This window comes from Kosakonia pseudosacchari (genome assembly GCF_900184035.1).
Lineage (GTDB): Bacteria > Pseudomonadota > Gammaproteobacteria > Enterobacterales > Enterobacteriaceae > Kosakonia > Kosakonia pseudosacchari.
The window spans coordinates 347847-360712 of the sequence record NZ_FXWP01000010.1 but is presented as its reverse complement, the minus strand read 5'-3'; the positions used below and the strand labels follow the sequence as shown (position 1 = coordinate 360712).

The window sequence follows — 12866 nt, the reverse complement described above, 5'->3', positions numbered from 1 at the left end:
GATTAACGTACCTTCAGCGTTGCCAGGCCAATCAGCACCAGCATCAGCGAAATAATCCAGAAGCGCACGATCACGCGCGGTTCCGGCCAGCCTTTCAGTTCATAGTGGTGATGAATCGGTGCCATACGGAAAATACGTTGGCCACGCAGTTTGAATGAACCGACCTGCAAAATGACCGACAATGTTTCCACCACAAACACCCCGCCCATGATCACCAGCAGGAACTCCTGGCGCAGCAGCACAGCGATAATGCCCAGCGCGCCGCCCAGAGCCAGTGAACCGACATCGCCCATAAAGACCTGTGCCGGATAGGTGTTAAACCACAAGAACCCCAACCCTGCCCCGACAATCGCCGTACAGACAATCACCAGTTCCCCTGCGTGACGCAGATAAGGAATGTGCAGGTAGTTAGCAAAATTCATGTTGCCGGTCGCCCACGCCACCAGCGCAAAACCGCCAGCAACGAAGACCGTCGGCATAATCGCCAGACCATCCAGGCCATCCGTCAGGTTGACCGCGTTACCGGTGCCAACGATCACGAAATAAGCCAGCAGAATGTAAAACATGCCCAGTTGCGGCATGACATCTTTAAAGAACGGCACCACCAGTTCGGTTGCGGGAGTATCTTTCCCTGCCAGATAGAGCGCAAACGCTACGCCCAGCGCAATGACCGACATCCAGAAATACTTCCAGCGAGCAATCAGGCCCTTGGTGTCTTTACGCACCACTTTGCGGTAATCATCGACAAAGCCAATTGCGCCGTAACCCACCAGTACCACCAGCACGCACCAGACGTAGGGGTTGGATGGGTACGCCCACAGCACAACGGAAACCACAATCGCGGTCAGGATCATGATCCCGCCCATCGTTGGCGTGCCGCGTTTGCTGAAGTGCGATTCCGGACCGTCGTTACGCACAACCTGACCAAAAGAGAGTTTTTGCAAGCGGGCAATCATGCGCGGCCCCATCCACAAAGAGATGAAGAGCGCGGTCAGCAGGCTGACAATGGCGCGAAACGTCAAATAAGAAAAGACGTTAAAGCCGGAATAATATTTGACCAAATGTTCGGCCAGCCACACTAACATGTCCCGTTCTCCTGTAATTCGCGTACCACCTCTTCCATGGCGGAGCTACGTGAACCTTTCACCAAAATAGTAATAATTTTCTGCTCAGCGATGAGCGCCTTTAAACGCGCTGTCACTGCAGCTTTATCGTTAAAATGCTCGCCTACGCCGCTGGCTTCGCTCAACGCTTTGCTCAACGTGCCGACGCTCAGAACCTTATCAATGCCTGCGGCTTTCGCCGCTTCACCGACCTGGATATGACACGCTTCGCTCTCATCACCCAGCTCAGCCATATCGCCGACCACCATCACCCGGTAACCCGGCATTTCAGATAACACATGGGCAGCGGCGGTCATAGAACCGACGTTGGCGTTGTAAGTGTCATCCAGTAGCAGTTGATTCTCGCCCAACCGCACCGGGAATAAGCGCCCCGGCACCGCTTTCAGGTTCGCCAGCCCGCGTTTTACCGCGTCCAGGCTTGCGCCAACCGCCATCGCCAGCGCCGTTGCTGCCAGCGAATTAGCGATATTATGCCGACCCGGCAGCGGCAGAGTGACATCCACATTGCCGGTTGGGGTTTGCAGCGTGAATTCGGTGCCATGTGAAGTCACATGCACGTTCGTCGCGGTAAAATCGCTATTCGCTGCGTTGGGTGAGAAGCGCCAGACTTTGCGATCGCCAATAATGCTCTGCCAGTTCAGCCAGTCATTATTGTCGGCATTCATAATGGCGATACCGTTAGCGGGCAGACCGGTGTAGATTTCGCCTTTCGCTTTCGCCACACCAGCAAGCGAGCCGAAGCCTTCCAGATGCGCTGCCGCCAGGTTATTGACCAGCGCGGCTTCCGGGCGCGTCAGCCCCACAGTCCACGCGATTTCGCCCTGGTGGTTCGCCCCCAGTTCAATCACCGCAAACTGGTGTTCTTTGGTCAGGCGCAACAAGGTCATTGGCACACCAATGTCATTGTTAAGATTGCCTGCGGTGTAGAGCGTATTGCCGCATTCGCTGAGAATGGCGGCGGTCATCTCTTTCACTGACGTCTTGCCGGAAGAACCGGTCAGCGCCACCACGCGCGTTGGTACTTGCTGGCGAACCCAGGCAGCCAGCTCGCCAAAGGCCTGGCGGGTGTCTTTCACCACTAACTGCGGCAGGTCGATATCCAGTTTTCGGTTCACCAGCAGCGCGCCCGCGCCACCCTCTTTCGCTTTATCTGCGAAATCGTGAGCATCAAAACGCTCGCCTTTCAGAGCGACAAACAGGCAGCCCGGCGTCAGTTTACGTGTATCGCTGGTTACCGCCTCAATCTGCACATCCTGTCCGTGCAGTTCCGCGTGCAGCGTACGGGTAAGTTGACTCAGCGTTACGCTAATCATGCCACTACCCCCAGCAAACGCGCTGCGGTGACGCGGTCGGAGTAATCCAGACGGCGCGTACCGACAATTTGATAATCTTCATGGCCTTTACCGGCGAGCAGTACAACGTCGTTCTCTTTGGCTTGCATGATGGCATTGGTCACTGCTTCTGCGCGGCCTTCCACCACGCGGGCCTGACCCGCATCCAGCATGCCCGCGAGGATATCGTTAATAATGGCGCGCGGCTCTTCGGTACGCGGGTTATCGTCCGTCACGACCGGGACATCAGAGAACTGCTCGGCAATCGCGCCCATTAATGGACGTTTACCTTTATCGCGATCGCCACCGCAGCCAAACACGCACCACAGTTTGCCAGTGCAGTGCAGGCGCGCTGCCTGCAGCGCTTTTTCCAGCGCATCCGGCGTATGGGCATAATCCACCACCACGGTCGGTTTACCCGGCGCGCTGAAGACTTCCATACGACCGCAAACCGGTTGCAGACGCGATGCGGTTTTCAACAGTTCGCTCAACGGGTAACCCAGCGCCAGCAACGTCGCCAGCGCCAGCAGCAGGTTGCTGACATTAAACGCGCCCATCAGGCGGCTTTCAATTTCACCGTTGCCCCATGAGGAGTCGAAATGGATCGTCGCACCGCTGTCGTGATAATTAACGCTTACCGCTTTTAACCAGCGTCCATGGCAGTCCGGATTGATATTTTCTTCCATCGATACTGCAACGGCGTCCGGTAATTTGCCCAGCCAGCGACGGCCAACTTCATCATCAGCATTAATGATCGCCTGGCCATAATGATGCGAAGAGAACAGCAGCCATTTCGCCGCTTCGTAGTTCGTCATATCACCGTGATAATCCAGGTGATCGCGGCTTAAATTGGTGAACACGCTGGCGGCAAATTTCAGTGCCGCCACGCGATGCTGAACCAGACCGTGGGAAGAGACTTCCATCGCGGCAAAGGTCGCGTTTTGCGCCGCCAGCCCGGCAATAACATGCTGAACATCGACAGCCGATCCGGTGGTATTTTCCGTTGGCACGACATTACCCAACAGACCGTTACCCACTGTGCCCATCACCGCGCTGGTTTCGCCAAGCAGTTGGCTCCACTGCGCCAGTAACTGCGTGGTGGTTGTTTTGCCGTTCGTACCGGTCACGCCAACCAGGCGCAATTGTTCAGAAGGCTCACCGTAGAAACGGCCCGCCAGCGCGGAGAGACGCTCATTTAACTGGCTGAGGTAAATGACTGGAACACCGTGCATTTCACGAATTTCACCGTCATTTGCTTCATCTTTCGCTTCAGCAATAATGGCAGCAACACCTTGCGCAATCGCCTGCGGGATATATCGACGCCCGTCCGCCTGATGACCGACCACTGCCACAAAAAGATCGCCCGACGCAGCCACACGGCTGTCGAGTATCATCTCTCGTAGCGCTCGCGCAGGTAGCATTGGCACCCACGGAGCGAGAAGGTCGCGCAAATTACGATCTGCCACCTGATCCCTCGCCTTGATTAATTACAAATTCACTTTTTTCGCCCGTGGTCAGCGCATCCGGCTCAATGTTCATGGTGCGCAGAACGCCGCCCATGATGGCACCAAAGACCGGTGCGGACACGGCGCCACCGTAGTATTTACCCGCTTGCGGATCGTTAATGACTACCACCAGCGCAAAGCGCGGGCGGCTGGCAGGCGCGACGCCCGCGGTGTAAGCAATGTATTTGTTGATATAGCGGCCATCGGGACCGACTTTTTTCGCCGTACCGGTTTTAATCGCGATGCGATAACCCTTGATGGCGGCCTTCACACCGCCGCCGCCTGGTAGCGCCACGCTCTCCATCATGTGTACAACGGTACGGACAATGGATTCGTTGAAGATGCGTTCGCCCGGTACTGGCGGATCAACTTTGGTGATCGACAGCGGGCGATAGATGCCATAGCTGCCAATGGTTGCGTAGACTCGCGCTAACTGTAACGGCGTTACCATTAGCCCGTAGCCGAAAGAGAAGGTGGCCCTCTCTATGTCAGACCACCGTTGTTTTTGAGGAAATAAGCCACTGCGTTCCCCGACCATCCCCAAATTGGTCGTTTTTCCCAGGCCAAAACGTGAGTAAGTATCTACTAACGCTGAGGAGGGCATCGCTAACGCCAGCTTCGAAACGCCAACGTTACTCGACTTCTGTAAGACCCCGGTAAGGGTTAATTCGCTGTATCGCGCCACGTCTTTGATTTCATGGCCATTAATACGATAAGGCACCGTATTCAGCACCGTATTTGGCGTTACCACGCCGCGCTGAAGCGCGGTCATGACAACCATCGGTTTCACGGTGGAACCCGGTTCAAATACGTCGGTAATGGCGCGGTTACGCATCGCATCTTTCGACGTGCCGGTGAAGTTGTTTGGGTTATAGGAAGGGCTGTTGGCCATTGCCAGCACTTCGCCGGTGTTCACATCCACCAGCACGGCGCTGCCCGACTCTGCTTTGTTAAACGCGACGGCGTTATTCAGCTCGCGATAGACCAGCGCCTGTAAACGCTCATCAATACTTAAGGCAAGATTGTGTGCAGCCTGGCTATCGGTAGACGAAATATCTTCGATCACGCGCCCGTAGCGGTCTTTACGCACAATGCGTTCACCTGGCTGACCGGTGAGCCATTTATCAAAGCTCTTCTCAACGCCTTCAATGCCCTGACTGTCGACGTTGGTAAAACCGATGAGGTGAGCGGTTACTTCTCCGGACGGATAGTAACGGCGAGATTCTTCACGCAGATGAATACCCGGTAATTTCAGTTTCTTGATGTAATCGCCGAGATCAGGATTCACCTGACGTGCAAGATAAATAAAGCGCATCTTCGGGTTGGCATTAATGCGCGAAGCAAGCTGGTCGAGCGGCATATTCAACGCGTCAGAGAGCGCCTTCCAGCGGTTATCCAGCGTCACACCGCCCGCATCGTGCAGCTCTTTCGGATCCGCCCAGATAGCTTTCACCGGCACACTCACCGCCAGTGGGCGACCAGAACGGTCGGTTATCATCCCGCGCGATGTCGCCACTTCTTGTACACGCAGGGAACGCATATCCCCTTCGCGCACCAGCATGTCCGGATTGACAACTTGCAGATAGGCAACGCGTCCGAGCAGGAACGCCAGCGCCAGCAGGATACAACCGCAAAGCAACGCAAAACGCCAACTGACAAAGTTGGCCTGTTCTTCCTGGCGTTTCGGTTTAAGCGTTTTCGCCGCTGCTTTCATGCGTTGCGTGATTCCTTATTCATCTCTATTTCTGCACCACGATATTTTCCTGTGAGGGATCGACATGCTGCATTTGCAGCTTTTCTGTGGCGATCCGTTCAACCCGGCTATGATCGCCGAGCGCGTTCTCTTCAAGGATCAGGTTGCGCCATTCGATATCCAGCGCGTCACGCTCAATAACCAGTTGTTCACGCTGCGCGGTTAATAAACGCGTGTGATGTGCGGTGGTGACTACCGTCACTGCCGTCATGATGATGCAAATGAACAAGCAGAGTGGCAGTTTCCCAAATCGCAAAAGATCGTCGCCGATCACGCCAGGCAAAGCATGGCGCTCGTTGCTTCCTAACGATCCCTTCACTTTGCTCAGGGTCTCTGTCACTCTGCCGATCATGCGTTCGTCCTCTCTGCAATGCGCAGAACTGAACTACGGGCACGTGGGTTTTCAGCCACTTCTTCTTCACCCGGCATCAACTTTCCTAAGGCTCGCAACTGACGGCCTCCCAGTTTCCTGAGTTGCTCTTCGGTCATCGGCAACCCGGCAGGAACCTGCGGGCCACGGCTTTGCTCACGCATAAAGCGTTTCACAATGCGGTCTTCCAGTGAATGGAAGCTGATAATCGAAAGCCGCCCTCCCGGGGCAAGCACGCCGAGCGAGTTTTTTAGCGCCAGCTCTATCTCTTCCAGTTCACTGTTCACCCAAATGCGCACCGCCTGGAAGGTACGGGTCGCGGGATGTTTGAATTTGTCCTTCACCGGCGTTGCCGCCGCCACCACTTCCGCCAGCTCTTTGGTGCGGGTCATGGGATCAAGACGATTGCGCTCGACAATGGCGCGGGCAATACGTTTAGCAAAGCGCTCCTCACCAAAGGTTTTTAAAACCCAGGCAATATCGGCTTCCTCAGCGGTTTGCAACCATTCGGCGGCAGACTGACCGCGAGTAGGATCCATACGCATATCTAACGGGCCATCACGCATAAAGGAAAAGCCGCGTTCCGGATCGTCAAGCTGCGGTGAAGAGACGCCAAGATCGAGGAGAATGCCGTCGATCTTGCCAATAAGGTCGCGCTCGCTGACATAATCAGCAAGCGCGGAAAAGGGACCATGAATGATGGAGAAGCGGGGATCATCAATGGTTTTAGCTACAGCAATCGCCTGCGGATCGCGATCGATCGCCAGCAAGCGTCCTTCCGCTCCCAGTTGGGAGAGGATCAAGCGCGAGTGGCCACCGCGACCAAAAGTGCCATCGATGTAAATGCCATCCGGACGAATATTCAGGCCGTTAACGGCCTCATCCAGCAGCACCGTCGTGTGTTTAAAATTTTCCATCATCATTACAGAGACAAATCCTGCAACCGATCCGAAAGCGCTTCGGAACCCGATTGCTCAGCGTCGATATCTTCCTTGACCTGTTGATACCAGGTCGTTTCGTCCCACAGCTCAAATTTATTGAACTGCCCGACCAGCATCACTTCTTTCGTTAATCCGGCGTGTTGCCGTAAAACAGGCGCAATCAAAATACGCCCGGCGCTATCCATCTGGCACTCGCTGGCATGCCCCAGCAACAAACGTTGTACGCGCCGTTCGAGCGGGTTCATGCTCGACAGACGCGACAGTTTTTGCTCGATAATTTCCCATTCGGGCAAAGGGTAAAGCAGCAGGCATGAGTGACGGATGTCAATGGTGCAAACCATTTGACCGGAGGCATTCTCCTGCAGCAAATCCCGATATCGGGTGGGTACGGATAACCGCCCTTTGCTGTCGAGATTGACTAACGTCGCTCCACGGAACATTTCCGATTCACCCCCAGGTGACCCTTTTACACCACTTTATCCCACAAATCCCCACTGAGGGAGTTTACGGAGCGGAGGAAAAGCTTGTCAAGCCAGCGCAATGGCTAACCAGAACAAAAGATCCCTTATTCGCAGCGAATATCTGCGCCGGTGAAATAGTGCTCAGCTTACGAGGCAAATTAACGTCATGAATATTTGCAAGAAAAAAAACAGAATATGCGCACGCGCGTTTAAAACCATTCAATTTCTGCGCGCGAAATATAAAGTGTCAGTTTGCGACGCGGGCGGCATTTTAAGACATATTGAAGAGAGTTAACAGCACCAGTTACACCAACGCGCACATAGCGCGGCGGCACTTCCGCAGTGATAAAACCTCAACGCGATAAATGAGCGTTAATTCAATGCGCATGGTCTTTTTTAGATGTAACAATTCAATACAAAAATCGGGATAAGTTACTTCTCAATTACGCTTTAAAAATGTTTTTTAAGAAATGGGCAAAATAAATTAGCAGCAGCCATTGGGAAATTAAGGATTTATCTTAGGAGAATCTCAACAATAATTTGATTAAAGGTAAGAGGTGAATAGTAAAAAGGCAGCTCTCGCTGCCTTTCACCCGAAACTATACCCGACTAAGTATGCCGCGACGGTAGAGATTACGGCGAATGCGGCTAAGGCCCGCTTTCGGTTTGCGTGGCTCATCAAGACTTGCCAGCACGATCTCCAGAACGCGTTCGGCCACATCACGATGACGCTGCGCCACCGCAAGCACCGGGCATTGCAGGAAATCCAGCAATTCATGATCGCCGAACGTGGCAATCGCCAAATCAGACGGCAGCTTGCCGTCGCGACGCAGCGTCACATCCAGCACACCCTGTAATAAGGCAAACGAGGTGATAAACAGCGCCTGCGGCATCGGGTTGGTTTCCAGCCATTTTTCAAACAGTTGAGCAGCGGCTTCCCGCTCATAACTGTTGGCGTAGAGATACTGAACCTCGCGCGGATCGTCTTTCCACGCGGTGCGAAAGCCTTGTTCGCGCAGGAAGCTCACCGACAGCTCCGGTAAAGCGCCAAGGTAAAGCACACGCTCCGCCGGGAATTTACGCAGCTCTTCTGCCAACATTTCCGAATCATCCTGATCGGCACCGACAACGCTGGTGAAGTGTTCCCGATCCAATGCGCGATCGAGTGCGACGATCGGGAAGGAGTCATTCGCCCACCGTTGATAGAACGGATGCTCCGGCGGCAGCGAAGTAGACACGATGATCGCGTCCACTTGCCGTTGTAGCAAATGTTCAATACAACGCATTTCGTTATCAGGCTGATCTTCAGAGCAGGCAATCAGAAGCTGATAGCCGCGCTGACGCGCCTGGCGCTCCAGATAGTTGGCAATACGCGTATAGCTCGTGTTTTCGAGATCGGGAATAACCAACCCAATCGAGCGAGTTCGTCCTGCTCGCAGCCCAGCCGCCACCGCGTTCGGGTGGTAGTTATGCTCACGAACAACCGCCATCACTTTTTCGACGGTTTTGTCGCTGACACGATACTGCTTCGCCTTACCATTAATGACGTAGCTGGCCGTGGTTCGTGAGACGCCGGCAAGCCGGGCGATTTCATCCAGTTTCACAATTGCCCCTTAAAATAATGCACTCCATAACCTTTTTAGGGATATAGGCTAATTTCCATAACATCTAAGCGCAGAATACTCACTGCGGCAACCGCTTTCGTATCGGGTTCCGTATGATTTCGCAAAAAAAAGCCCGGCGTAAGAGGCCGGGCGAATAAATGGAGAGAGTGATCACGATCAACGCATGATTTTGTCGCCGCGCGACAAACCCACCACGCCAGACCGCGCCACTTCAACGATTTTCGCGACATCGCGGATCGTCGACAGAAATGCATCCAGTTTGTCGCTGGTTCCGGCAAGCTGAACCGTATAAATAGACGGAGTGACATCGATGATTTGTCCACGGAAAATTTCCGCGTTGCGTTTCACCTCTTCACGTCCGTAGCCGCTGGCCTGGATCTTCACCAGCATAATCTCGCGCTCAACATACGCGCCTTGCCCCAACTCATTGACGCGCAGAACATCGACCAGTTTGTGCAGTTGCTTTTCGATCTGCTCAAGTACTTTCTGATCGCCAACGGTCTGGATCGTCATTCTTGATAACGTCGGATCATCGGTTGGCGCAACCGTCAGGCTTTCAATGTTATAACCACGCTGAGAGAACAGACCAATCACGCGCGATAACGCGCCCGATTCATTTTCCAGTAACACAGACAATATCCGGCGCATAATCAGGTTCTCTCCGTTTTGCTTAACCACATCTCATCCATACCGCCACCGCGGATCTGCATCGGATAAACGTGTTCACTACCGTCAACGGTAACATCAACAAACACCAGGCGATTATTCTTCACCTGTTCCAGTGCTTCGGCCAGCTTCGCTTCCAGCTCATCCGGGCGCGTAATGCGGATCCCAACGTGCCCATAAGCCTCCGCCAGGCGGGCGAAATCAGGCAACGATTCCATATACGATTGTGAATGGCGACCAGAATAGATCATGTCCTGCCACTGCTTCACCATGCCCAGGTAACGGTTATTCAGATTGAGCACCAGCACCGGCAATTCATACTGTAATGCGGTAGAAAGCTCCTGAATGTTCATCTGGATACTGCCGTCGCCGGTCACGCAAATCACCGTCTCTTCCGGCAATGCCATTTTCACACCAAGCGCCGCAGGCAAACCGAATCCCATCGTGCCCAGCCCGCCGGAGTTGATCCAGCGGCGCGGCTTATCAAAGCGGTAGTAGAGCGCGGCGAACATCTGGTGCTGGCCGACATCTGATGTCACGTAAGCCTCGCCTTTCGTCAGGCGCCAGGCCGCTTCAATCACCGCCTGCGGTTTAATGCTCTCACTTTGGGTATCATATTTCAGGCACTGGCGGGCACGCCATTGGTCGATGCGCAGCCACCAGTCGCGGATCTCATCTAACGGCTGCGGATACGCTTCCTGATCCAGCAATTCCAGCATCTGTTCCAGCACCAGCCGCGCATCGCCAACAATGGGAATATCTGCCTGCACGGTTTTGGAAATGGACGTGGGATCGATATCGATATGCAGCACCGTCGCATCCGGGCAATATTTCGCCAGATTGTTGGTAGTACGATCGTCAAAACGCACGCCAACGGCAAAGATGACGTCCGAATGGTGCATCGTCATATTGGCTTCGTAAGTGCCGTGCATGCCCAGCATGCCGAGCGCCTGTCGGTGGGAAGCAGGAAATGCCCCCAGCCCCATTAATGAAGAGACCACCGGCAAATTCAATTTTTCCGCAAGCTGGCGTAGCGGTGCTTCGCAGGCAGAATTGATCGCGCCACCGCCTACATATACCACTGGCTTTTTCGCCGCCGCCAGCGTTTGCAATGCGCGCTTAATTTGCCCTTTATGTCCCTGAGTAGTCGGGTTATAGGAGCGCATGCTGACGGACTCCGGCCAGACATAAGGCAGCTTATTGGCCGGGTTCATGATGTCTTTCGGCAAATCCACCACTACCGGTCCAGGACGACCACTGGCGGCAAGCCAGAAAGCTTTCTTTAATACACCGGGAATATCTTCCGTTTGTTTGACTAAGAAACTGTGCTTTACCACCGGACGGGAGATACCCACCATGTCGCACTCCTGAAAGGCATCATAGCCAATCAGCGACGTTGCAACCTGACCGGAGAGCACCACCAGCGGAATAGAATCCATATATGCCGTGGCGATGCCGGTGATGGCGTTGGTCGCGCCGGGGCCGGACGTTACCAGGACCACGCCCACTTCACCCGTCGCGCGTGCCAGACCATCGGCCATATGTACTGCCGCCTGTTCGTGGCGAACCAGCACGTGTTCAATACCGCCGACAGTATGCAGGGCATCGTAGATATCAAGAACCGCGCCTCCGGGATAGCCGAATACTTTCTTTACGCCTTGATCGATAAGCGATCGGACGACCATCTCGGCTCCAGACAACATCTCCATGCTTTGCCTCCAGGCTTACGTTTGTCGACTGACGGCGAAAATCATTTCCGCGCTGTCGCTCTGTTCAGAACAGGAAATCCCTGCACTCTGATTATGAATGGCAGTTACCATAACCGCTCAAAATCTGGCAGGCAATTAGCAAGCCCTGGCGGCGAACCCTGAGCAAAAGTGAAAAAACGACGTCAAAAACGCAGAATTGGTGGAAACATCTGTGATAAGTAAAGACGATGACCATTCATCATCTGAATACGAAGTTGTCCAGTAATTGATCCATTTTTGCAACATCGTCTGTCATTGCGACAGACATAAATCAGGACAAAATACTGCCAGAAAAAAACAGAGCAGAATAACCAAACGTTTTCACCGCTGGATGATTCTGCCCAATGGTTAATGGCTACACACCGACACCAGGAGTTCTTCCATCCATTGATGCCCCTTATCTCTTCCTGCGGCTTCGTGCCAGGAGAGATAACACGTGCGGCTCTTGAGATCTAACGGGAGCGGCAGCATCGCTAAATCCAGCCCTTCCGCAAATGTCGTCACTAACCAACGCGGTGCAATCGCCACCAGATGGGTTTGCGAAACCACGCTTAATACGCTGGTCAGCGCCATACCCTGGTAAGCAATACAACTGCGTTTATCCACGCTGTCATACCATGGCTGGCTAAATGATGCGTACCGATCCAGCGAAACCACCGCATGCTGTTCTCTGAATACGGCATTTTCTGTAGTGAGCGTATTGAGGCGGGGATGTTGATGGCTGGCAACCAGCACCATTTCATCATTAAATAGCGGGATACAGGAAAATTCAGGTCGGCGAAACTCTTCGTAGCCAATCACAAACTCAATTTCCTGATAACGCAGTTGGTGCTCGGTGCTGTGATTAAGATCGGATTTAAACACCAAATTAATACCGGGGGCGATTTTCTCCACGTTGTTATAAATCGCTGACGTTAAAAGATTATCCAGCGGGCTACAAACACACAAATTAAATACTCGTTCACTACTAAGCGGATCGAATCCGGAACCGGGCAGTTCATTTTGCACCAGTTGCAGCGCCTGGCGGATAGATCCAAACAGTTGATACGAACGTGCCGTTGGCTGGATCCCACGGCCATAGCGAACAAAAAGCTCGTCATTAAACATGACCTTAAGCCGCGCAACAGCATTACTCACTGCGGGTTGCGACATACCCAGAGCATGTGCTGCGCGGGTGATATTTTGCTCCTGCATTACTGCATCAAAAACAGTCAGTAAATTGAGATCGACAGAACGTAACTGCGGTTTCCCCTCTTCATTAACGTGCTGATTATAAACGTCTTCACCAGGTATTTTGCAATCCGTCGTCATCTTGAACTCCCTCGACCTGCGTCATAATAAT

General features: G+C 53.5%; 11 protein-coding genes. All 11 read right to left on the bottom strand.

Going from position 1 to position 12866, the window contains the following annotated elements; genetic code table 11:
* Positions 1-2 precede the first annotated feature (2 nt).
* Positions 3-1085 (bottom strand): phospho-N-acetylmuramoyl-pentapeptide-transferase, encoded by a 1083-nt coding sequence (gene mraY / locus BN2591_RS08055; RefSeq protein WP_020456544.1) that lies wholly within the window; start codon positions 1083-1085, stop codon positions 3-5.
* Entirely contained in the window at positions 1079-2437 is a 1359-nt protein-coding gene (murF, locus tag BN2591_RS08050) for a UDP-N-acetylmuramoyl-tripeptide--D-alanyl-D-alanine ligase (protein ID WP_086870519.1), read from the bottom strand. Before murF ends, mraY begins: the two co-directional genes overlap by 7 nt.
* Positions 2434-3921, bottom strand: coding sequence for a UDP-N-acetylmuramoyl-L-alanyl-D-glutamate--2,6-diaminopimelate ligase (gene murE / locus BN2591_RS08045; protein WP_086870517.1), 1488 nt, complete (start codon positions 3919-3921; stop codon positions 2434-2436). The genes murF and murE overlap by 4 nt, the downstream gene beginning before the upstream one ends.
* Complete coding sequence (locus BN2591_RS08040; protein ID WP_017457922.1) at positions 3908-5674, bottom strand: peptidoglycan glycosyltransferase FtsI; 1767 nt, start codon at positions 5672-5674, stop codon at positions 3908-3910. The genes murE and BN2591_RS08040 overlap by 14 nt, the downstream gene beginning before the upstream one ends.
* 25 nt (positions 5675-5699) lie before the next feature.
* Positions 5700-6065, bottom strand: coding sequence for a cell division protein FtsL (ftsL, locus tag BN2591_RS08035; protein WP_017457921.1), 366 nt, complete (start codon positions 6063-6065; stop codon positions 5700-5702).
* Positions 6062-7003, bottom strand: a complete 942-nt coding sequence (rsmH, locus tag BN2591_RS08030; RefSeq protein ID WP_086870681.1) for a 16S rRNA (cytosine(1402)-N(4))-methyltransferase RsmH — start codon at positions 7001-7003, stop codon at positions 6062-6064. The genes ftsL and rsmH overlap by 4 nt, the downstream gene beginning before the upstream one ends.
* Positions 7004-7005: 2 nt before the next feature.
* Entirely contained in the window at positions 7006-7464 is a 459-nt protein-coding gene (gene mraZ, locus BN2591_RS08025; protein WP_017457919.1) for a division/cell wall cluster transcriptional repressor MraZ, read from the bottom strand.
* Between the two features lie 620 nt (positions 7465-8084).
* Positions 8085-9089 (bottom strand): catabolite repressor/activator, encoded by a 1005-nt coding sequence (cra, locus tag BN2591_RS08015; RefSeq protein WP_086870513.1) that lies wholly within the window; start codon positions 9087-9089, stop codon positions 8085-8087.
* A 177-nt stretch (positions 9090-9266) separates the two neighbouring features.
* On the bottom strand, positions 9267-9758 hold the full coding sequence (ilvN, locus tag BN2591_RS08010) for an acetolactate synthase small subunit (RefSeq protein WP_086870511.1): 492 nt from the start codon (positions 9756-9758) through the stop codon (positions 9267-9269).
* Between the two features lie 2 nt (positions 9759-9760).
* Positions 9761-11485, bottom strand: a complete 1725-nt coding sequence (gene ilvI / locus BN2591_RS08005) for an acetolactate synthase 3 large subunit (protein ID WP_086870509.1) — start codon at positions 11483-11485, stop codon at positions 9761-9763.
* Positions 11486-11872: 387 nt separating this feature from the next.
* The gene (leuO, locus tag BN2591_RS08000; RefSeq protein WP_086870507.1) at positions 11873-12835 is read right to left on the bottom strand and encodes a transcriptional regulator LeuO; all 963 of its coding nucleotides are present in this window, start codon (positions 12833-12835) and stop codon (positions 11873-11875) included.
* Between the last annotated feature and the right edge of the window lie 31 nt (positions 12836-12866).

Bases quoted from the DNA above. Each gene is read 5' to 3' on its own strand.
- mraY (WP_020456544.1), bottom strand. From the start codon at position 1,085: ATGTTAGTGTGGCTGGCCGAACATTTGGTCAAATATTATTCCGGCTTT.
- murF (WP_086870519.1), bottom strand. From the start codon at position 2,437: ATGATTAGCGTAACGCTGAGTCAACTTACCCGTACGCTGCACGCGGAA.
- BN2591_RS08040 (WP_017457922.1), bottom strand. From the start codon at position 5,674: ATGAAAGCAGCGGCGAAAACGCTTAAACCGAAACGCCAGGAAGAACAG.
- ftsL (WP_017457921.1), bottom strand. From the start codon at position 6,065: ATGATCGGCAGAGTGACAGAGACCCTGAGCAAAGTGAAGGGATCGTTA.
- rsmH (WP_086870681.1), bottom strand. From the start codon at position 7,003: ATGATGGAAAATTTTAAACACACGACGGTGCTGCTGGATGAGGCCGTT.
- mraZ (WP_017457919.1), bottom strand. From the start codon at position 7,464: ATGTTCCGTGGAGCGACGTTAGTCAATCTCGACAGCAAAGGGCGGTTA.
- ilvN (WP_086870511.1), bottom strand. From the start codon at position 9,758: ATGCGCCGGATATTGTCTGTGTTACTGGAAAATGAATCGGGCGCGTTA.
- ilvI (WP_086870509.1), bottom strand. From the start codon at position 11,485: ATGGAGATGTTGTCTGGAGCCGAGATGGTCGTCCGATCGCTTATCGAT.
- leuO (WP_086870507.1), bottom strand. From the start codon at position 12,835: ATGACGACGGATTGCAAAATACCTGGTGAAGACGTTTATAATCAGCAC.